The organism is Rhodopirellula sp. MGV (assembly GCF_002251265.1).
Classification (GTDB): Bacteria; Planctomycetota; Planctomycetia; order Pirellulales; family Pirellulaceae; genus Stieleria; species Stieleria baltica_A.
The window spans coordinates 132,761-153,919 of the sequence record NZ_NPDI01000073.1; the positions used below are offsets into that span (position 1 = coordinate 132,761).

Consider the following 21,159-nt stretch of genomic DNA (forward strand, 5'->3'; position numbering starts at 1 on the left):
AAGCGGCGTCAGACATAGTTTCGCCGTTGTCGCCCTTCGCGTACACCCGGGATTGCCCTCGCCCTAGCCGGGGTCAAACCGCTTGGGTGAATGACAATACACCAGGATCATTGCCGATTTTGTCCGCCAGACAACTCTGTTGGGGACGACGTGAGAAAATCCCCTGCGAATTTCCGCTAACCGGCAAATCTTGCCGGATCCTGCGACATCGACTTCGGCGAGATTTACGGACGCCGCTGCATCCTCGCTGAACCCTCGTGGAGATCTAGCCGATTCTCAGGCAAGGCGGTTCGGAATGCCACCACCTATTCCCTTAGTCCGATGGTCATGCAATGCGCAAGGATGTGAAACGCTCCCTCTTCGTTTGGCCGCTTTCAGCGGCGACTCTCGTCATCAGCATTGGTGGCGTCACGCTCCAAAAAGACGCTTTCATCAAAGCGTTGGCGCGACGTGCGAACGGCCTTTGGCTGTCGCTGGCTCACCCCGATGGCGAAATCAGCCTCCCGACGATGGGACAAATTGAGATCCGCGAGCCTGATAGCTTTGTCGTCGCTGAAATCCCAGCCAAAGTCGTGAAACACGACACGGTCAATACCCTGCCATCGGTCACCATTAAAGCCCCGGCGTTTACCAAACCCGAAACGAGCGTCACTGCGGCAAAACCGGTTGCGCCAAAGCTGTCCAACAGCCTGGCAACAATTGAGTCTTGGCTCGACGCGCCAATCAATATTCAGCAGCCAGCAATTATCGGAATTCCGGCCGACGCCGTCCAATCGCCGACACTGCCCGCACCTTCACTGAACAGTCAAAGCGACTTGTTCGGTTTTGATCCGGTCATGGAAACGGTTTCTAACCGCACGCCTGCCCCATCGGCCGATGCCCCTGTCATCGATCTCGATCCCGACTTGCTGGACCGAACCGCTGGTGCTTCTGTACTGGAAAAAAGCGAGCTCTCCGGCAACGAAGAACTGCAATTGCCGCTGGTCGGCCAAGCGGATACCCCTCGCGTCGATCTTGTTCCACCACGTTTGGCCGAACGACCGACAACGAGCGAACTGAGCGACCAACGCAACGAATCGACCGGTGCGTCTCCAACGCGAATCGCCAAGGAATCGCGTTCGCAATCTCCGCTTTCTGCAGAGTTGCAATCCGATCTGTCAGCTCAGATGATCCCTTCACTGAACGACAGTCAAGGCATGCAGCGAATCGACTTGGCGGATGAAACGCCCGCCGTCGCCGATCTGTCCGAAGACGACAAGACACGCCCACTTGCCGAAGCCCGTTCGAAAGCCTGGCCCGTGGCGACCAAACTGCTGGAACAACTTGACCAGCTCGATCGTGTTGTCGCCATGCAACCCCGCGAGAACCTAATCGCATCGACCGGTGTTCCAGTCGGTCCTGAAATGGTGCTCTCTTCTGACGACCTATTACAGTGGTCGGCTTCGGTAAGAGACGTCTTGCAACAATTGCCCCAGGCAAAACGACTCGGCGACGAACAAGTCCTTCACATGCTGAACCAGTTGTACCAATCGTGCAGCTACGCGTTCAGTCACGCCGAGGCGATTCAGTCTCGAAGCGAACAGGTCGCATGGCTGCAAGCGGCGTTCTCGATCCAACGACGTTTGGCCGTCTGGGGACCAATCTACCAAATCAATTCCGGTGATTTCCCACAAACTCAATACGTTGGCGACGACCTCATCGGCGCTGTCGCGGCGATCGAAAACCTGAAACAATCGCTACCCGAAACAGGTGACATCGAGGGCTGGAATCAATTCCTGTTGCTTGGCGAATTGGAACAAGCTTTCACAAACGGAACCGACGGTGAACGTCAGGAGCTGTCGCAAAAGTTTTTGTCGCGAACCCAATGGCCAAATCTCGAAGATTCTCATCGCCACTGGCTCTCCGGTGACGCCGTCCAATCGGTTGCCAAAGCCATTCGCCCTTGGGCAACGGGTCCGATCGACTATTCGGCTTTCTTGCACCAAATTGAGAAAGCGGAATCAAACGCGATCGACTTGGTCACCGCCGAAGTCGCTCAATCGATGCAAGCACTGCGATACGCGCGGCATAGCAGCGTCCAACGTCTGGCTGACAACATTGATGTTTTCTATCGCAACGCCAACGTTCGGATGTCGATCAGCGATGAAATGTTGAACCAGCTTTTGCCAGAGGTCCCCTCGCGCAATGTTCCCGTTCGCACCACGATGCTAGGCAGCCGCGTCACCGGTGTGAGCACGATTGAGAGCCAACTGGGACTTCGTCTGCGTCCGGCAGTTGGGTCATGGGAAATTGACTTGCAAACCGATGGTAGTGTCGCCACACGAAGCGTGGGGATGCGTGGTCCGGCCGCCGTTCGCACGTCCAGCAACAACCCGTTCTCCGCTTCAACTGCGATTTCGATCAAGCCGTCCAATATCGAATTGGGCGCAGTTGACGTCAGCGTCGGTGGAACGTCACGGCTGCGAGGCATCCACACGGACTACGACGGATGGCCGTTGGTGGGAAGCTTGGTCCGCACCTTCGCGGAAATGGAATACCTGGAAAAAGCGTCTCTGTCGAATCGGATCGCCCGTCAACGGATCCAGGATCAAATTGGCGACGAGATTTCCGATACCGTTCGCGAAAAAGTTGACCAATCGAGCGATCGGTTTAGCGAATCGGTTTTTGGTCCACTGACACGATTGCAACTGCAACCCAAAGTCGTTGACATGCAATCGACCGATTCACGATTGATTGCCCGCTATCGAATGGCAGGCGATTGGCAATTGGCTGCGATGACGCCACGCCCCCGGGCTTTGGCCGACAGTTTGATGAGTTTGCAAATTCACCAATCCGCTCTCAACAACACATTGGAACAATTGGTTCCACAGAACGAGGTGATGCCGATTCGCGACGTGTTGACGCAATGCTTTGATCTGCTCGGCATGGGCGACAAAACGGTTCCCGACGACATCCCCGAAGAGATCCGCATCCAGTTCGCCAAACACCGACCGATCACCGTCGAAATCGAAGACGGCAAGGTATGGGTCACGATGAGAATCATCCGACTTGAAGACGACGACCACCTGAAACTGCGAAACTTTATCGTACGTGCGTCCTATGTTCCACAGATCAATGGACTCGACACGGCACTGGTTCGCGACGGTCACCTGAGCATCAGCGGCCCCGGCATGTCGATGCGAACTCGATTCCCCGTTCGTGCTGTCTTCAACAAAGTCCTCGCACCTTCACGACCGCTGCAACTCACCTCCGGCGATTTGCTGCAGGATCGCGTGTCGGAGGACACCAAGATCACGCAATTTGAACTCCGTGATGGTTGGATCGGAATGTCGATCGGCCACATGGAAGAACAACAATCCGTTGCCGGTCGGCCACGCGGCATTCGGTAATCCACTTCTGGTGTGGAACGCGCGATGTCAGTCGATCGCGTCGGTTGCGGACCCGGCAAATTCCGCAGCAGACGCATTCGGCTGGCACCGTGTTTTTCTTAGCCTCGCAATCGCCTAGCTTTGGCTCGTGATCGATTCGTGCTTGGCGATCGCCAGACTGATTAAGTCTTTGCGGTCGATGCAGAAATCCATGATTCGCTCGAAACCGGAATCGTCGCCTGCGACTCTTCCGCGTACAGCGATTTCCAGTAGCTGTGGCACCAGCGTCGCTGCGGGTACATCTTCCGGCGCGTGCGACACGGCGAACTCAATCGCTTCGATCGGTCGCCCGACGCGATCTAACAAGTCGATGTAAGTTTCGAGCGCACCGGTGCCGTACTGGTACGTATCGACCGAGACCGCTTTGCGTTGGAACAACTTCAATCCGGCTTCAACGTTTTCACCTAGCAGAATCCCATAAAACGCTGCGTAAGCGGGATAGAAATCGACGAATGGCTCGTCGCCAGGATACTGAAACTGATGATGAAGCTGCCGACCGTACTGCGTCAGCTCCCACGCCTTTCGAAGCTGCTTTGGGTCAGTCAACACCGACGCGATTCGGACGGCCGCTGACAAATGAGTCGTGTCGAGATGGTAGCCGCCTTCCTTCAATACCCACGGCCTGCCTTCAAGCAACTCGAACAGTGAATCGTCTTTGCTGACCGACTTGTCACTCGGCGACTTGCCACGGTGCATGATGTCTTCACGAACGAGTGATGTCAGCTCGCGATAGAAGTGATCGAGGAGGCAATTCGCTGCCGCCTGTCGATCCGCCTTGCCGCGTTGCGACACGAATTGATCGTAGATGGTGATACTGTTGCAGGTGCCTTGAAAGTCGAGTACGGATTGATATCCGCGTGCGACATCGACTCCTTCATGCAGCAACACACGCTGCATCTCGTCGCAGTTGTCCTGCGTGATTGGGACCTCAGACAGCAACGAACGCAGCAACCCGTTGTCACCCAACGGACGTAAATACGTGTAGCCTTCCAAGATCCTTTCTTGACGGATCAACATCTCGCCCGACTCACGACACGCTTCCAGTAGACCGGATTCGAGTTGTCGTTCCAGTTCTTCGCTACGCAGCGGTTGGTCATCACTCGCCACCAACGGCAGACCGAGGCGATCACGGATCAACAATTTGCGAGTTTCAAAAAGCTCCATCGGCAACTGCTGTTCGCGATAGTAATCCACTAGCCCCTGCAGAATCTGAGTCCCGTCGCTGCCAGAACGTCGGACGTTTTCGAGTATTTCAATCGCAGGCTCGGAGGCCGTTGTCGTTTCGGTATTCATCGGTGGGATAATCTGGAGGTCGTCTCTAAAAAGCGCTCTAGGACTCGCCGGTCGAACTGTCCCCCGAGCGGAGGTCCGCCGCGGCAGGGTCGTCAAGTCGCGGAAGCGATGACGCATCGGTGTAGCGATGCAACGCGTCGAGCAAACGCTGTAGCTTTGCAGCGGCAGCGGGAAGCTGCGTCTCGCTGTGGTCCGTCATGTCCGCGAGCGGACCAAGCATTTCGTCACATTGGTGACTGATCTCGATCGAAAGCGACTTGGCCACGCGTTGACGCTGTCGGCAGAGGTCCAAACGTTCTTTGGCTCGGGCCACGCGTTTTTGAGCCTCCAACGCACTGACTCGGTCCGACGCACGCGCTGCGGCCTGTTTACGCTGTAACTCGTCTTTCGATTCCGTCAGCTCACGTTCGGCAAGTTCGGTTTGGTGCCGCCAATAGCGTGGCACTTCATCGGTGTAATATCGCTGAGCCCGGTGGACGCTGATGCGGATCTCTTGCAGCGTTTTCTCCCAATCGTCGGCGAGCTTTAATAGCCCCTGACGAAACCGTTCGAGTGATTCAATGCTGCGAACGTCGCTGGTCGACATCGATGGCCCGGCAAAACAAACAACGAAATAGACATGGTGGACGTGCCAAACGGCCGCTACCACTCGATCCCATTTTAACGCGCCGCCCAAGCATCGCGTAGCCGCTGAAGCCCTTCCGCCATCGAAATACGAACACGATAGCCCAGCCGCTCCTTCGCTGCGGTGATGTCGAAATAGTGATGCTTTGCCAACTGGGCGGCTACAAAACGCGTCATTGGCGGCTCAGCTTGTCGCCCAAGAACCTGATACGTCATTTCCAACATCGCCCCCACCGAATAGGCCACCCGATACGGGACACGTTTCCTTGGAACAGGAACGCCAGCCGCTTCGCAAATCGTTCCGATCCAATGCCAACAATTTACAGGCTCATCTTGGGCGATAAAGTAAGCTCGCCCCCCGGCAATTTCAGGCTGCCGATCAAGTGCATCGATCGCATCCAAGTGAGCCGCCGCAGCGTTGATCACATGAACGGTGTCGATCAAATTCTTACCGTCGCCGACAATTTTGAGCTGCCCCGCCTTCGCTCGGTCGATGACGCGTGCCAGCAAGTGTGGATCGTCCTCGCCCCAGACCAAGTGGGGACGCAGTGCGCAGGTATGCAGGTGTCCTAATTGATGTGACGCCAACACGGACTGTTCCGCAGCAGCCTTCGTTCTCGGGTAGGCACACAACCAACGTTCCGGGTACGGCGCGGACTCGTCGAGCTCGCATTGGTCCTCCCCGTCAAACGTCACACTAGGGCTGCTGGTAAAGACAAGCCGCTTGATTCCATTGCTGCGACAAGCCTCGATCACATGTTCGGTTGCTGAGGTATTGATCCGCTCGAACTGCTCGTCAGGTCCCCACACTCCGGCAATCGCCGCGGTATGTACGACAACATCGACGTCCCGGATCGCCTCCAGCGTGAAGGCTTTGTCAGTCAGATCACCCTGGCGATAGTCCACGCCCTTGGCAACAACGTCGGGATAACTTCCGCGCGAGACCCCGACAACTTCGTCGCCACGCTCGAGCAACTGATCGACGATTTCTCCGCCGAGAAACCCCGCAGGTCCGGTGACTAGTACTCGCATGAACGACGCAAGGGAGGTGGGACAGTTGACAACTCACGAATTGGAAGAGTTGAACAGAAATCGAAAGTCCCAACAACCTGCCGCGCCGGCGTGGTCGATCGACGCGTCGATGGTGGCTATGCGGCCTGCTTTGCTGATGCGTCAGCTGAATCGATTGGCGCCGCGTCGAATTCAACCGCAGCGATCTGAGTCGGGTCAAAAAAGTTGGATTCATGAAACGGCATCGAAACACAGGCTTCGCTGCGTGAACGCCCCGCTTGAAACACTTTCTTCATGAATTGGATGCCATCTAGATTCCGGTCAAAGTAGCGATAGACATTCCGCGAGATCCGTTGTCGGTCTTGCGCGGGCATTGCCGCAGCTCGCTCGACTGCTTTGACCAAACCTTGGCGTCCGTGAAACGCAATGCAGGTTTCCCCATCGCGGAGCTCCGGATGGAACCGATCTCCATATTCAATGATCGGGATCACTCCAACACTCATCGCTTCGATCACGTTGTGACACATCGGCTGTGAAGCGCCCGGGCAGCAAACAAAGAATTGGTGCTGTGAAAGTGTTGGTACCCAGTCTTCCAGTGCGATTGGGTTGATGGACGTATCCAGCAAGTGAATGACGCCATCACTTACGTTGTCGCGTTCGGTGCAAACACGATCCGAAAAAGCCTCCTGTAGCGTGGAAACGATTTCCAATCGCGAGATCACACCAAAGCGATCTTGCATCGCCGACCGACCATATCGCTGCTTTTGATTCCCCGCAAAAAAGACCCCGCGTTTCTCTTGGCGGCGTAGCTCATCTCTCTGCAAAACTGCGAGATCGGATATCTGTCTGGGATGCATGGGATACGGCATCACCATCGTCCCGGGAATCACATCACAGCCGATTAGCATGTGGATCAGATGCTGCCCCGCGTGTACACGCAACGCATGATGCTCGGCAACATCCGATAGCACCACGGCGTGTCCGGGGAAGATTTGATTCGGTGAGAGCCAACGCACATTACCGAGAGATAAAAATGACTTGCCAAGCGGCTTGTGTGCGATCGCGGCAAGCAACCACTTCGAACAGCGAAGATGAATCTCATACTCGGCGAGTTGCGCCGTCGCCGCCAGACACGCGAGGTGCCGACCACAATCAAACAACAGTTGTTCGGTATACAGGTCGATCCCGATAACGCCACGTGCACTCGAGTGCTCGGAGCCGCCGCGTTTTAAAAGCGAACGCGCCGTGCGAATGCGTGACGGATACCGCAAGAGGTGTTTCAGTTTCATCGGTTTGGTTACCCTACGCCGCGCGGACGTTTTCACCTGAGAACGCTTTCGGAATTCCCATATGCATCAATGTGCGTTCAGCCGCATGCTCAGTCGCAATCAACTCTGCGCAAGCATGACAATTCCGCCGGACCTCGGGGAACTGTTGAAAAGCTTGATCAAGGATCTCGGGGATTTGATCGATCGACTGATAAATCCAGCCGACCGCCCCGCTGCCAAGACGTTGACTACCAAGTTGCTGTTCACCGAGTTGCCGTTCGACCCATCGGACTTGATCGGCCAACCAACAGCCGTCCGGCACAACCACCGCGGCACCGCGGATCATCATCTCCAGCAGCACTCCGCTGCAACGCGCGACGTACCGCTTGGGGTTATAGAGAAACAATCCGATGTCGGCACTGTCGAGCCAGCGGTGATAAGCATCGCTACCAAGATTGCCGTGACGGATTTCCAGTCCTGTATCATCGCTGCATTCACCGTCGTGAATGGCTTGCTGATAAAGATCTTGCATGGAAGCCGGAATGACCCGTTGCCATCGCTTTGGATCACACTGAAGCGAAACACAGTAACGTCCGGTCCGCAAATGCTGGGGTTCCAACAGTTGCATCAGACGCTGCATTTCATCACGTCCTTTCTCCACACGTGGCAATCCAGCAAGCAACAGTTTTAAACGCTTCGTATCGCTGCGCTCGCTACGTGGTGAGTTGCGTTCTCCCCAAGGCGCACGAGTCGGATAGGGAATCGCAGTTGCATGGACACCGACCTGCGAAAGTTGCTGACACAACGGTTCCGTCGTTGCATGAAGTCGAATTTGATGGCCGCCAGCTTTTTCGATCGACTTGACGGCGTGATTGACCTGTTGCCCAAACAGCTGTGCGCGGCCGTCATGTTGGTCTTCAAAAACAGCAAAATGAAAAACCACGTGAACTTGCAGCGGGACCGATGCGGAAGACCGCTGAAAGTTCTCCAACGCATGAGCGAGAGCTAGTATTTGAAAGTCGCCGCCCGTGTTGATGACCACGACATCATTCGCCTCGGGCGCGAACGCTTCGAGAGCCTCGCGAAATTGCCGTGACCAAGTCTGCAACATTTGCTCGGGACGTCTCGCTGGCCGACACAACCGATCGGCCGCCAATTGACGCAGCCGCTGAAAACGCGGTCCTGCTGGGCGGCCCTGGATATCTCGTTGGCAACGTGACGGACCATCAACACCCAAGGACCAGTTTTCCATCCGCCGAACCGAAAACCTCGGTTGCAATTGAAAAACGTTCAATCGAGGATCCGTTTCACCAGCACGAACGACTTCTCCAAGCGCAACGTGGCTGACCAAATGGGGCTCGTAGCCGATTTTCCCCGCCCCCTCAGCAAGCAAGCTTGCCAATTCCAAGTAGTGGCCCCCTATGGAACGAACGTTGTCGTCAACGAATAGGAGTCGCGGTTGGCTGGAAGAAATCGACATTCGGTCCTTCGAGTCGAAATGGAAACGTGCTGTTTGAAGTCCGGTTCATAGCAACTTTGTCGCTTCAGGTCCACGTTAGCAATTGACCAATCCGGTTGTTTCACGGTGTCTATCACACCCTAAACGGACTAGAAAACGTCAAGCTCTCGGAGCCTACTCACCGCACAAGGATGCCGGAAACAACCTTGACAGAATTCGCGCAATCTTGCTAGCAGCATTGTTTGCGAGGGCCTCAACACGCGCCCGTCAAGAGATCTTGAATTGTTCCTGCCGACCATTGCCTTTGCCATGCCCAGCCCACTGCGACATCGCCGCCAATCCGTTCGGACCGCATTTGCGTTTGCCGGACTTTTGGTCGCGCCGCTAGCTTTCGGCGTATCCCAGGCACCAGCGGCACCACCAAATGCATTTCCGTTCCCGGACTTGATAACGCCAGAACAATTGCCAGCCGCCCTCCCTTCGGTCCGCGAAAATGCCGCCGCTAGCATTGTCGAAGCGGAACCCGTTGATGTCCCCGCGTCTGAGTCTTACGTTCTGCTTCGCAACGACAACCTGCTTGTCGGCCGCGTCCTCGTCCTTGGTGAACAGATCGAGATTAAACGCGGTGACGGGTCGGTCATCCGAATCCCAAGAAGCCAAGTTGGCCTGATCGCCGTAACACTCGACAAATTGGTTGAGCATCGCACAAACAATCGTTTTGCTAGCGACATCGAAGGGATCCAACGTGACGTTCGCTGGTATCTGCGAAACGACATGATCCGACAAGCTGCCAAAGACGCATTGCTGGCGCGATCGATTGACCCAAATGACTTCGAAACACAACGGCTGCTGAAACAGATTGCGGCACGACTTCGAACAGAACTTGACCGCGCGACCAACCCAAACAGTGGAAACGATGGATCAGTCCAAACGGTCTCTCACGAGTCGCCGGTTTCAGATGACATGGTGCCGGAAGGTGGCCTGAAGAAGGCCCTGCCAGACTTGACCGAATCACTTGGTATCGATGAGGAGTCGCTGTACTTTTACCAAGCTCGCGTTCAACCGATCTTTATGAACCGATGTAGCGGTTGCCATAGCAAACACGACAACAACGAACGCGCCTTTCAATTCCACCCACCAACTCGTGCTAGGTGGGCCCCTGAATCGACTGCACGCGACAACATTGCAGAGATTTTGCAGTTCGTTGATCGCCAAAACCCGCAGGAAAGCGAAATTCGCAACCGAGCACTCGACGGACACGCTGGGCCGAAACACACGTTCGGCAAGTCCGATTCGCCAATGATGCGCTACCTCGACCTGTGGCTGTCTACCATCACAGAAACGGCTAGCCCGACTCGAAACGCAAACATCATCGAGCGACCCGAGTCAGCCCCAAATCCCTGGGCTACCGATTCGGCATGGAATGACTCGGCAAGTTATCCCCCCGCGACCGCGGCCAATACGCCAAGTGCACCAAACCCTTGGGCGGACGAAGTGGGGACTGTAGATCAAGCCGCTAGCTTGCCACCACATGACGTCCCCCACTTTGCGAACGCGCCGCTCCAACGGATCAGCGAAAAGGTCGATCCGTCACCGACTGTAGAGAACCCTTTTGACCCGTCGATCTTTAACCGACGTTTTCATTCGGATGATTCGCCTGGAACGCCTCGCCCAATCGCTCGAGAACCAAAACGGCTACCGCAGCGCCGATAGCGAGCCCCACCAGCAATACCAAACTGCCGTCCCACTCGCCCGGCGGCACCGAAACCATCACGCGTTCTTTCATCTTCAGCGATGCGGTTTCCGGCGTTGGCATCTGCAACGGCCAAAGCTTTTCAACGCTTCCCAACATCAGTCCGATTAACGCTGCCATCGTGACGTCTTTGTGCTTGTGCAACAGCCAATGCAAAACGCGTGAAAACGCGAGCAGCCCAAACAAGCATCCGAACGCAAACACACCAAGCGACATGAGTGCGTTGGCATCAACCTGTCCCTTTGCGAGCTCTTTGATCATTCCTGTGATCGGGTGATAGACGCCAAGCAGCAGCAGGATGAATGCGCCGCTGATACCGGGCAAAATCATTGCGCAAATGGCCACCGATGCCGAGAAAAACAGGTACGCCAACGATCCGCCTCCATCCGTGGGCGACAATCGACCGATTGCGACTGCTGCCGCCGCGCCTGCAACCACGGCGATGACACCGGCGGGCGACCAAGCGGAGATAAACTTGCGTACGATCCAAGCACTGCCGATGATCAGCCCGAAAAACACCGCAAACGTCTCTGGCATGCGGTTATCGAGCAGCCAGTGCATCAGCCCGGCAAGCGTCACAATCCCGGTACCGATCCCCAGGCCGAGCGCCCCCAAAAATCGTCCATCAACATAATCAAAGGCTTCACGAAACTTTCCTTTGAAAAGCATCGAGACCGCGTCACTATCGATTCGCCGAATCGCTCCGATCAACCGTTGATAGTGCCCCAGAATTAGCGCGACGGTTCCGCCGCTGACCCCAGGAACAGTGTCCGCGGCTCCCATACAGAACCCCCGAACGACATTGATGACATCATGCGTCATCCCGCTTGGAGCGTTGTTGGATGAACGACCAGGCTGCCGGCTGTCAGGCTGCTGGGCAATGTCGGCATTGGCACGAATCTCGGCATTGGAGGCGGTTTGTTCGGACAATGCGGCCTCGTGCTGCGGCTTCTGGTCGGCGGCGGTCATCGGGTGGTTCCCATTCTCTATGCTGCAAGAAATACTTTGGCTGCAAGTTTCCTTCGCAGCATCACTAAGCCTCAAATCACAGATTCAGCCCGTGGTCGAGAACATAATCCAAACGATCGTCTTGGCAATTGTCCAGGGGATCGCCGAATTCTTGCCGATCAGTTCGTCGGGTCACTTGGTGATCATCGGGGCGATTTTCCACCAGCTTACCGGGGCAGTGCAAAGCGAATCACCCACAATGGAAATCATCCTGCACGCAGGAACACTCGGTTCGATCCTTGTTGTTTTCTGGCGTCGGATCCTCGACCTGCTCAGCCGCGATCGACGTGTCATCCCTTTGATCATCGTGGGCACAATCCCCGCTGTGATCATCGGTCTGACGATCAAGTCACAGTTTCCAATGATCTTGAAAAGCCCCATGCTCGCTGGTGCGATGCTGCTTGTGACCGGCGGCATGCTCATCGTGTTAGGCAAACTTCCGCAGCGCGACGGCCACTACCAAAACCTCTCTTTTGTCGGCGCGATCATTGTCGGCTGTTTCCAAGCGGTTGCGATTCTGCCAGGAATTAGCCGCAGCGGTTCGACCATCCTTGGCGGTCGATTACTGGGCCTGAAAACGGACGACGCGGTGACATTTTCATTCTTGCTGGCCATCCCGGCCATTTCCGGCGCGACTGTTTTGGCAATCAAAGACGTACTGGAAGAATCCGCCCCTTCGCACAGCCCGGTGGAACTTGCCGCCGGAGCGTTAATCTCATTTGTCGTCGGCATCTTCGCACTGAAATGGCTGATCGGATGGAGTCGCCAAGAACGGCTTCATTGGTTCGCCGCTTGGTGCATCCCGGCCGGCATTATCGTCCTTGCCCTTGGCTGGATGAACTTGGTTTAAGTTGCGACGTTGCCGACTTGCGACGACTGATGAACCTCGAATGTATCTCGCACGTCACGGTTGCCTTCGGCGACCACATCGTCCGACATCAGCACACGCTGAAAGAACAACATCAGCAACGTACAGAGATAGCGCCGCCCCATTTCACGCATTCGCAAATTGGTCGATCCCCAGGTGCGTCCTTCCCATCGAATCGGAATCTCTTTGATCCGATAGCCACTGATCAGCGCACTTAATGACATCTCAAGCGTAATATTGAAATGGCATGCGCGATACGGCCCGCAGCGATCGACGACTTCGCTACGGTAAGCTTTAAACGCATTGGTCAAGTCGTTCATCTGAGTCCAAAACATCCACTGGACCATCTTGTTGACAATGCGGTTGACGACCAACTTGATCCGTGGATATCGCTTGACCTCAGCCCCCGGAACGAAACGCGATCCAAAGACACAGTCATATCCTTCACGGATGGTGTCATAGTAGCGTTTGACGTCGATGGGGTGGTCGGAGCGATCACCCATATAGATGACAATCACTTCGCCGCGTGCATACTGCAAACCCGTTCGAATCGCCCGCCCAAATCCACCTGGCGGTTGGCGACGAATCAAACGGATTGACGGCCAGCGAGACTTGCGTTCCAACACAACCGATTCCGTTTCGTCACGGCTATTGTCGTTGACCACAATGACTTCGGTGCGGATACCGAATTGGTCGACCAACGTCGACATCAGATCGTCCAAGCATGGCCCGATGTTTTCCTGCTCGTTGTATGCAGGAATGACAATCGAAAGCTCCGGTCGTTGCTCCAGTGTTTCGCTGCTCGAATTCGTCATTTGCGGATCGAAACCAACAGTCCACTAAACTCGTTGGCTTTGCGCAAGTAGGCCGCCCGCAACGCCTCCCAGAACAAGCATCACGATGAACGCGCCGATGCGACCACGAGGCTTTTGGAAGACAAAATAGAACAAATAGACCACCGTCAGAGAAAGGAAACCGGTGTTACGGTTCTCCTTGAACGCTTCCACAACAAGCTTGCCGAACGCGCCGAATGAGACCATCGCACAAGCGGTCCCAGAAAGCTGCAAGAACGTCCGCATGGCATTGAAGGATGAATTCCCTTCAACCGCGTTGGCGGACATCAGCGCCATCACAGCCAGTGCGGTCGCGCTGCCTAGAATGAACAGAATCAGGCCCAACATCCACCACGGCATGCCAGCCTTTTCTGTCATGTCACGTTGCAGTTTGTCCGCCCGCCGCATGTCTTCGGCTGCACGCTCAAGGGCAAGCGCCCCGGGTGTGATATCCAAGCCAGCCGTCAGGTGCCCACGAACCATCTCGCCAGTCGCTTTGTTGAACCCGCACTTGGTGCATAGAACCGCCTCGGCAGACATCTCTGCGTTGCAGTTCGGGCACAAGGCCGCGATGTTGTTGCTGAAGCCCTCTTCATCAAAAAGGTCATTCAGAGGGTTCCCAGCAGCAGTCGTCCCAACACTTTGTGCGGCCGGAGCAACGGGCACTTTAATCGGACTCTTGCACTTGGGACAGTTCACCGTTCGTCCGGCAAATTGCTCTTTCACAGCAAGAGATTGACCGCATTGGCAACGAATCGGAATCGGCATAGGTTTGGACGCGACGGAGGAGTGCGTGGGAAAGACGCTCAATGGGGAAAAGCAGGGCCGAACGCCAAAGCCCCAACGGGTGACGCCTCGTTTCAAGACGCCACGCCGTGAATTCTAACCAGATTTTTGCCCAGCAGGAATGTTTCCTCCATTCTTCTCCGGACGCCGTCTCTGTCCAGATTCTCACTCGCGTCACAGCTGTCGCGGGTGACAGAATTAATTTCCACTGATCGGGTTATTCCCGTTGTAGCAGCGATTGCCCTACGGGCGGCTGCCCACAAGGACTACGTCGCGTCCCTCAGACGATCGACAAAATCTGGAAAGGCGGCACGAACACGCGTCCAGTTTGGAATCGCTTCGGCGCCGTTGGGGTCGGCCCGAAAGATATCGGCCGCAGCAGTGATACAGCTCGCGAATGCGTCGATCATCGTTTCTTCGCCGTGTCGGTCGTAGTCCAAACCATTGATCCGGGCATCGGCGGCATATTGGCGAATGCAATCTTGTGCCGTTCGTAAAAACAGACTTCTTAATGTGATGAACGCGCCATCGCTGAGAATCACGCCTTGGCTAGCCAACGTGCGATAGATCGTCGTCAAAATATCCGTCGCCATCTTCATCAGCCCCGCCTGCTTGTTGTGCAACGAAGCGTCCTGATGTTTGTGCTCATACAAACGGCAGAGGTCAGCTTGGCAAACCCGCTTCAGCGACGTGTTGCGAAACACCTCCGCCAACGTGCCAACTTCCAATCCCCAATCACTAGGAATCCGGTTGGATCGCGCCAAGTTTCGCGTCAACGAAAACTCACCGGAGAGCGGATAGCGAAAGTTCGCTAAGAAATGCACGAAGCGATTGTCCGGATAAATCTTCATCAACGCACGAAGCAGCGGCATGACCAACAACCGAACCACACGTCCATGCATCCGATCGGTCACGCGTGCATAGTACGCCTTGCAAAACTCGAAATCGAGCGCCGGATGCACCATTGGCAAACACAATCGCGACAACAACGTTCGATCATAGTCGACGATATCGCAGTCATGCAAAACGAATACTTCGATCGACGGATCGGCGAGCAGATAGCCAAACGCCGTCCAAACACTGCGCCCTTTTCCAGGCGTACTGACCGGAATCCCCGCGTCGATCAATTGGTCATAGAGCCCTTGGACTTTCGGCCCGTCGGTCCACAACACCCGGCAACGATCGCCAAGCGGGGCGACCTTTTGAAGTGTCTCCTGGTAGTCAGCTTCACTCGGCGCGACGCCCAACGTAACCACGATGGTGTCGACATAGTCCGCACCACGAAGCTCTTCTACGATGCGTCCGAATGGTTCTGCGCGCATATCAGATGCGGTCACCGGCAACACCAAACCCACTTTTGATTGCTGCGTCGCCGAACGCAACATCTCTTCCATCTGATCCAACCCACCGGTCTGCAAGTCGTGGATCGTTGTAATCAATTCGTGCTGATAGAAGTCAGGCATGATGCACCCCGAAGCTTGAAAAATGATCCACGCCTGCGTCTGCCACAGTGGCCTGACGTGAGAGGGCGTGGACAGAGTTTCCGCGCATCAAAGGTATCAATCAACCCCATTCAAGACGCACCAACCAGCCAGATCACGCTGATTGGGTGCGATTGAGGCGTTCAGAATGCCGCAAACGGCCCGCTGTGTCAGCAGCGACCTATTTCATAAACGGGTTCGCATAGACGGTCGGCAGTTTCGGTTCATTGGACGCCGACAAGGCTTCCTGAGACGCGTTGTCACGAATCCAAGCTTCTAACTGTGCCGCGGATTGATAACCGACAAGATCGCCGATCACTTCGCCATCCTCTTTCAAAATCAGTCGCGGGATGCTGCTGACGTCGTACTGGTCTGCCAAGTCTTGACGGTGGTCGACGTCGATCTTTCGGACTTCCACTGGCAGGTTCGCTTTCGCCAGGTCAACCAGCTCTTTGTCGACCATGCGACATGGCGGACACCACGGCGCACCAAACTTCATCAACACCAACCCAGACGACCCCGATTCGGCATCGTCAAATGGGTCGACCTGATGAGAAGCGGACGTCACCTCAGCGGACTCGCTGTCACCTCCAGACTCTGACGAATCGCCGAAGTCAACCGCCATCGCGAGAAACGCGATCGACCCCACCACGCCAATCAGAAGCAACACATATTTCATTTCTATTCACCAACGGATGAAAGCAAATCGCGTTCGGCCGGTCAGCCAACCCAGGAGTTTTCAGGAATCAGCGGCTGACGCTACAGCCCGCTCGGCCAAACGTTGCTTCTTAGAAATGACGGAGCAAACGGGGGATCCGCCAGATGAAAGCATTTTTTTGAACCCCTCGTGCCGCCACGGCCCAGCCGGAACAGCTGGCCTAAACCGAACCGCCCAATTGACGGATGCCCCCCAGCTCAATCAAGTCAATACAGCTCAATCCAGCGACATCAGACGTGGCATCTGTCGTAACAAGAACCTCGGCAACACTGCCAAACACTTGCCACTGACAGGATCGATTGCAACCGAAGCGGTGAATTGCTGATCAATGGCCGCACCGCCGATCGCGCCCTCTGCAACGCGGAGAAACTTGTTCGCCTTGCTGGCATCATCAACCCAAACGACCACCGGCAAACGATCAAAATAGGCCTGTGTGCCGACCCACCAATGTTTGGCATCACAAACACGCACCTGCAAACCTTCGGGTGCCAACACCTCGGCAAGGGCATCGGCGGCGGAAACACCTGGCCCCATCTTTGGCATCATCAAATCGCCTGGCCCGAGCGCACGCTTGCTGACTTCCAACCAATTGACGAAAGACGTTGCCCCGTTGGTTCGAGCGATCCGACGAATCAATGATGACATCGCCAAAGGTTCGTCCGTCGCCCCACCAGAATCGCCCCCGGAAAGCTCTGGCCATGCCTTTACTTGCGATTCATAGGAACCTAGCCATCGCGACACATTCTCGTCGCTGACCTTTCCCGGTTTTCCACGAACCCGTCGAATCGCTTCGCAAACCAAGACCGACAGTTGCTTGGGCCCAAGTTCCACAGGAACCTGCACGGCATCAACATTCTCGTCCGTCTGTCGCAACAGTTGTCGAGCAAGTTTGACAGCCGATGCGTGGTCGTCCAAATCACTCAAGTCGATCGCGTCCGTCAGAACGGCCGCAAATCGGTCCTCGAGTGGATGCACGCGGACGCCGTAAGGTTGCTTTTCGAAGCTCGCACCAATCGCCTCGCAAGCAGACGTCAACGCCTCTTCAATATCAACCCACTTTCCAACCGGCAACGGTACGGGGGTCGTCAACGGAGTCCCCGTAAGGTCAAACGAAATCCATTCAACATCGATTGGCACGCCAGTCATCTGGGACAGCAACATTGCAAAGTCACCAAGTGGATAACCGTCCGGGCTGGCGGGCTGGAACGCGATCGTTACGCCCAGTGCCGCGGTCAGATTGACGGGAGTCGGCGCCGCAACGGCGACTTCCAATTTGAAGTCGTCAGACGCCGCCCGATCGAGTTCGATTTCGTCGATGGTTTTCGGGGCGGGCGCGTCACTGGCGAGGTGAGGGCGGTCAATGTCCATCCCGACTAAAAACGGTTTCAACGCGTCTGGCAATTCGGTCAATGTTGGCGCTTCGGGACCCTCGTCGCGATCGCCCCCCGGCGTTGCAGGCTGAGCCGGATTAAATCCGTCGAGTGGATTCCCAGGCAAGAGCGGATTGTCGGGTAGCAATGGGGTATCCGGCAGCAACGGATTCTGCGGCAATAGATCACCGGGAATCGCAGAGGGATTGCCTGGCGGATCCGTCGGCTGCGATGTTTCGGTGTCGGTTTGCTGGTCGGGCTCCACAATGTTCGTGTCGGTATCACTCACGTCCGTGGCATCTGATTCAGCTGGCTCGGTAGGAGTTTCAGCAACGCTCGGCTGACCATCAACATCATCGATTTCGGCGGAGCTCGAATCATCCGTATTTGCTTGATCCGACTCCGACTGGCCTGGCCTCTCAGCCGGATTATCGAGCGTGACTTGGCCATTCCCATCATCGCGCAACAAGACAGTCAACAGAATGATGATCGACAAGATGGCTGCGACCGAAGACAACGCGATGACAACCAGCCGACGACTCTTGGCAGATTTATTACTTTGCCAATCCAGCGTGCTTCCGAATTCAGACGGCGGTGCCGCGGCATTCGTCCCATCCGCGCCATCGTCTGTGAACGTGTCTAACCCACTGGGATCAGCAAAGCCGCTCGGCGCCGCTCCCGACAGATTGGCGACGGTATCGCTATCACCAACAACAGGCGGGGGCGCGGTTGTTTTCGCGGCACCGAACCCCGGTTGGGCTGCCTGCCCCGGATCAGGCAGCGGCGGTTCGCTGCTGAATGAATCTTTGGTTATCGCGTCCGAATCGACCGGACGATCACCGATCGCGATCGGCGGCACCACATCGGCCATCGAACGCGACAACTGCACCATCGATTGGCATTTTGGACAGGCCACGATGCGATCGACGAGCGACTCACGTCGAACGCTTAGCCGACTGCCGCAGGTAACGCAGGTCACAGTGAAAGGTTGAAACGACAAAAAACCGCTCAGGATTTGGGACGACCGTGGTGGGAACGACAGGCCGCGCCGCCCACCGAGGACTCGTTGCGAGGCCTTCTTATCTTAACACGGAACTACAGTGATCTGGACACATTGGTGTGGGCCTGACAGCGGCAGATCGCTAGGATGCATCATAGAAATGTGACCTAAATTGTAGGAATTCCAGTCAACGTAAATCCCCACCGTCCGCCATTTTTCGCGGGCACAGACCCTAAAGTCGTTAAAGTTGTTTACATCCCCCATGCTGGACACTCGGCGTTACGACGATCGCGAACATTTGCTGCTGGCATCGTTCGCGATGCACAGTCGCGATACCGCTGGGCGTCAATATGAAGAATCCGATCACACCTATCGTGGGCCGTTTGCACGTGACCGGGACCGCATCCTGCACAGCAGCGCGTTTCGACGGCTGTCAGGCAAAATGCAGGTTTTCACCGGCGAGATGGGGATCTATCACCGCACCCGTTTGACCCACACGTTCGAAGTCGCGTCGATTGCTCGCACGATGGCTCGCGTCTTGCGATTGAACGAAGACCTGACCGAAGCACTCGCACTCGTCCACGACATCGGGCACCCACCCTACGGTCACTGTGGTGAAGACGCACTTAGCGATTGTATGCAGCACGTCGGCGGTTTTTCTCACAACGCGTTTGCGTTGGTCATCGTTGAACAATTGGAAAAACGCTACGAGTCATTTCCTGGTCTGAACCTGACCCGCGAAATCCTTGACGGCCAAGATGTCCGCGCCCACAAAGCCGAGGCCGCCGTCGGACGATCCCCACTGCTCGAAGTCCAACTTGTTGATGCCGCCGACTCAATGGCATACGACGCCGCAGATGTCGATGACGCATTGCAGTTGGGCTTGCTGACGATGCGCGAATTGAGTGAACTCGCGATCGTCCGCCGCGCGATGTCTTCGATCGCCGCGAAACAAGGTTCCGGCGAAGTGCGCCAACAGCGACAGTTGCTTGTCCACGAACTGATCGATTTGCAGGTCACAGACTTCCTAGAAGAAGCGACCGAAAGCTTGATTACCTTCAATGGGCAATCGGCAACGGATATCCGTGACGCTGGCGTGCGTCTCGAACATAGCGATCAACTCAGCAGAGAACGTGCCGAACTGGAAGCGTTCCTGTTCGACGCGGTGTATCGCCACCCACGGCTAATACCGGTTCGCCGGGCCGCATACCACCGGCTTCAAGACATGTTCGAAGTCCTGGTCAACGCGCCAGAACGATTACCGCTTCGATTCCGTCGACGCTGTGACGATCAACCGGTCGCCGCCGTCGTCGGCGAATACCTCGCCGGAATGACCGACAGTTTCTGCGATCAACAATATCGCTACGCTACCGACGGCAGCACCGGACCACTGGCCGATTGGTAGTCGCCGTTACGCGGACAACGTCGCCACGATCGGAGCACCTTTCGTCACAATCACGGTGTGCTCGAACTGCGCCGTCAAATTGTCAGGATGCCCCAGCAACGTCCAACCATCGTGCGATTCGGTTACGCGAGTGCTGTGCGTCGACAAGAAAGGTTCGATGGCTAAAACCTGGCCGTATTTCAGTTTTCGTCGGTCGGCCGCGTCGAAGCAACTGACAATCCCCTCTGGCTCCTCGTGCAAGCTTCGGCCAATGCCGTGGCCTCCAAGGTTTCTGATCACCTTGAACCCATGCGCTTTTGCGGTCGACTCGATCGCTTGACCAATCCGGTTGATCGGTGCGTTAGCACGAACACCGGCAAGAGCATTTTTCAGTGCGAGCTCCGCCGCTCGACAGAGCCGCGCTTTCGTCTTCGAAATTGGTGGCACCACAACGGTCCCACCCGTATCCGCAAAGTAGCCATCGAGTTCTGCACTGACGTCGACGTTCACCACATCACCCGGCTCGATCTTGCGAGGCCCAGGAATGCCATGCGCCGCTTCGCGATTGATGCTGATACAAGTCGCGCCCGGAAATTCGTAAATTGCTCGCGGTGCCGATGTCGCACCAAATTGCTGCAACAGATCGGCACCCAATTGGTCTAACTCTGCCGTTGTCATCCCCGGCTCGATCGCGCCAAGCATCGCATCACGCACTTTGGCGACCACACGTCCGCTTGCCATGATTCCATCAACATCGTGCTGATTTTCGACGGTCATTGATACAGGTCCTCGGGGCAAGCAACAAAGTAGGTGAAAAGATCGGACGGTTGCCAAATTCACCAGCAAGTTCAATCGATCCGATCACTCGCTGACAA

At 55.9% G+C, this 21,159-nt stretch carries 16 protein-coding genes; 4 read left to right on the forward strand and 12 right to left on the reverse strand.

The features are described 5' to 3' along the window. Window positions 1-344 precede the first annotated feature (344 nt). Complete coding sequence (locus CGZ80_RS25600) at window positions 345-3,389, forward strand: hypothetical protein (protein ID WP_143544156.1); 3,045 nt, start codon at window positions 345-347, stop codon at window positions 3,387-3,389. 114 nt (window positions 3,390-3,503) lie between these two features. Here CGZ80_RS25600 and CGZ80_RS25605 read toward each other — a convergent pair whose 3' ends face one another. From CGZ80_RS25605 to CGZ80_RS25625, 5 genes are all read right to left on the reverse strand, one after another. Further along, entirely contained in the window at window positions 3,504-4,721 is a 1,218-nt protein-coding gene (locus CGZ80_RS25605) for a hypothetical protein (protein ID WP_198953790.1), read from the reverse strand. Window positions 4,722-4,758: 37 nt separating this feature from the next. Then, the gene (locus tag CGZ80_RS25610) at window positions 4,759-5,307 is read right to left on the reverse strand and encodes a hypothetical protein (RefSeq protein WP_094418525.1); all 549 of its coding nucleotides are present in this window, start codon (window positions 5,305-5,307) and stop codon (window positions 4,759-4,761) included. A gap of 74 nt (window positions 5,308-5,381) precedes the next feature. Beyond that, window positions 5,382-6,377 (reverse strand): NAD-dependent epimerase/dehydratase family protein, encoded by a 996-nt coding sequence (locus CGZ80_RS25615; protein WP_094418526.1) that lies wholly within the window; start codon window positions 6,375-6,377, stop codon window positions 5,382-5,384. A gap of 116 nt (window positions 6,378-6,493) precedes the next feature. Then, the gene (locus tag CGZ80_RS25620) at window positions 6,494-7,645 is read right to left on the reverse strand and encodes a hypothetical protein (protein ID WP_094418527.1); all 1,152 of its coding nucleotides are present in this window, start codon (window positions 7,643-7,645) and stop codon (window positions 6,494-6,496) included. Window positions 7,646-7,658: 13 nt separating this feature from the next. Next, a complete protein-coding gene (locus tag CGZ80_RS25625; RefSeq protein ID WP_094418528.1) occupies window positions 7,659-9,104 on the reverse strand; it encodes a hypothetical protein in 1,446 nt (481 codons plus the stop codon). Between the two features lie 288 nt (window positions 9,105-9,392). On the opposite strand from CGZ80_RS25625, the gene CGZ80_RS25630 reads away from it, so the two are divergent. Next, on the forward strand, window positions 9,393-10,796 hold the full coding sequence (locus CGZ80_RS25630) for a hypothetical protein (RefSeq protein WP_094418529.1): 1,404 nt from the start codon (window positions 9,393-9,395) through the stop codon (window positions 10,794-10,796). Here CGZ80_RS25630 and CGZ80_RS25635 read toward each other — a convergent pair. Continuing rightward, window positions 10,711-11,805: a DUF368 domain-containing protein gene (locus CGZ80_RS25635; protein ID WP_094418530.1), complete on the reverse strand. Its 1,095-nt coding sequence runs from the start codon at window positions 11,803-11,805 to the stop codon at window positions 10,711-10,713. The two genes, CGZ80_RS25630 and CGZ80_RS25635, sit on opposite strands and share 86 nt — an antisense overlap. A gap of 91 nt (window positions 11,806-11,896) precedes the next feature. Here CGZ80_RS25635 and CGZ80_RS25640 point away from each other — a divergent pair, with 91 nt between their 5' ends. Continuing rightward, window positions 11,897-12,694 (forward strand): undecaprenyl-diphosphate phosphatase, encoded by a 798-nt coding sequence (locus CGZ80_RS25640; protein ID WP_233148672.1) that lies wholly within the window; start codon window positions 11,897-11,899, stop codon window positions 12,692-12,694. Here the strand turns inward: CGZ80_RS25640 and CGZ80_RS25645 are convergent. The 5 genes from CGZ80_RS25645 to CGZ80_RS25665 form a co-directional block, all read right to left on the reverse strand. Next, window positions 12,691-13,527, reverse strand: a complete 837-nt coding sequence (locus CGZ80_RS25645) for a glycosyltransferase family 2 protein (protein WP_233148673.1) — start codon at window positions 13,525-13,527, stop codon at window positions 12,691-12,693. The genes CGZ80_RS25640 and CGZ80_RS25645 overlap by 4 nt on opposite strands. 24 nt (window positions 13,528-13,551) lie before the next feature. Beyond that, on the reverse strand, window positions 13,552-14,244 hold the full coding sequence (locus tag CGZ80_RS25650) for a zinc ribbon domain-containing protein (RefSeq protein ID WP_143544157.1): 693 nt from the start codon (window positions 14,242-14,244) through the stop codon (window positions 13,552-13,554). A gap of 353 nt (window positions 14,245-14,597) precedes the next feature. Further along, window positions 14,598-15,794, reverse strand: coding sequence for a glycosyl transferase (locus CGZ80_RS25655; RefSeq protein ID WP_094418533.1), 1,197 nt, complete (start codon window positions 15,792-15,794; stop codon window positions 14,598-14,600). Window positions 15,795-15,993: 199 nt separating this feature from the next. Then, window positions 15,994-16,491 (reverse strand): thioredoxin family protein, encoded by a 498-nt coding sequence (locus CGZ80_RS25660; protein WP_233148674.1) that lies wholly within the window; start codon window positions 16,489-16,491, stop codon window positions 15,994-15,996. Between the two features lie 255 nt (window positions 16,492-16,746). Next, on the reverse strand, window positions 16,747-18,816 hold the full coding sequence (locus CGZ80_RS25665) for a hypothetical protein (RefSeq protein ID WP_143544158.1): 2,070 nt from the start codon (window positions 18,814-18,816) through the stop codon (window positions 16,747-16,749). Window positions 18,817-19,162: 346 nt separating this feature from the next. Between CGZ80_RS25665 and dgt the strand changes: the two genes are divergently transcribed. After that, complete coding sequence (dgt, locus tag CGZ80_RS25670; protein ID WP_094418535.1) at window positions 19,163-20,305, forward strand: dGTP triphosphohydrolase; 1,143 nt, start codon at window positions 19,163-19,165, stop codon at window positions 20,303-20,305. Window positions 20,306-20,311: 6 nt separating this feature from the next. Here dgt and map read toward each other — a convergent pair whose 3' ends face one another. Beyond that, a complete protein-coding gene (map, locus tag CGZ80_RS25675) occupies window positions 20,312-21,061 on the reverse strand; it encodes a type I methionyl aminopeptidase (RefSeq protein WP_094418536.1) in 750 nt (249 codons plus the stop codon). Between the last annotated feature and the right edge of the window lie 98 nt (window positions 21,062-21,159).

What these genes read in the sequence shown, in the direction of transcription:
- CGZ80_RS25605 (WP_198953790.1), bottom strand. Translation starts at nt 4,721, where the DNA reads ATGAATACCGAAACGACAACGGCCTCCGAGCCTGCGATTGAAATACTC.
- CGZ80_RS25610 (WP_094418525.1), bottom strand. Translation starts at nt 5,307, where the DNA reads ATGTCGACCAGCGACGTTCGCAGCATTGAATCACTCGAACGGTTTCGT.
- CGZ80_RS25615 (WP_094418526.1), bottom strand. Translation starts at nt 6,377, where the DNA reads ATGCGAGTACTAGTCACCGGACCTGCGGGGTTTCTCGGCGGAGAAATC.
- CGZ80_RS25620 (WP_094418527.1), bottom strand. Translation starts at nt 7,645, where the DNA reads ATGAAACTGAAACACCTCTTGCGGTATCCGTCACGCATTCGCACGGCG.
- CGZ80_RS25625 (WP_094418528.1), bottom strand. Translation starts at nt 9,104, where the DNA reads ATGTCGATTTCTTCCAGCCAACCGCGACTCCTATTCGTTGACGACAAC.
- CGZ80_RS25630 (WP_094418529.1), top strand. Translation starts at nt 9,393, where the DNA reads ATGCCCAGCCCACTGCGACATCGCCGCCAATCCGTTCGGACCGCATTT.
- CGZ80_RS25635 (WP_094418530.1), bottom strand. Translation starts at nt 11,805, where the DNA reads ATGACCGCCGCCGACCAGAAGCCGCAGCACGAGGCCGCATTGTCCGAA.
- CGZ80_RS25645 (WP_233148673.1), bottom strand. Translation starts at nt 13,527, where the DNA reads ATGACGAATTCGAGCAGCGAAACACTGGAGCAACGACCGGAGCTTTCG.
- CGZ80_RS25655 (WP_094418533.1), bottom strand. Translation starts at nt 15,794, where the DNA reads ATGCCTGACTTCTATCAGCACGAATTGATTACAACGATCCACGACTTG.
- CGZ80_RS25660 (WP_233148674.1), bottom strand. Translation starts at nt 16,491, where the DNA reads ATGAAATATGTGTTGCTTCTGATTGGCGTGGTGGGGTCGATCGCGTTT.
- dgt (WP_094418535.1), top strand. Translation starts at nt 19,163, where the DNA reads ATGCTGGACACTCGGCGTTACGACGATCGCGAACATTTGCTGCTGGCA.
- map (WP_094418536.1), bottom strand. Translation starts at nt 21,061, where the DNA reads ATGACCGTCGAAAATCAGCACGATGTTGATGGAATCATGGCAAGCGGA.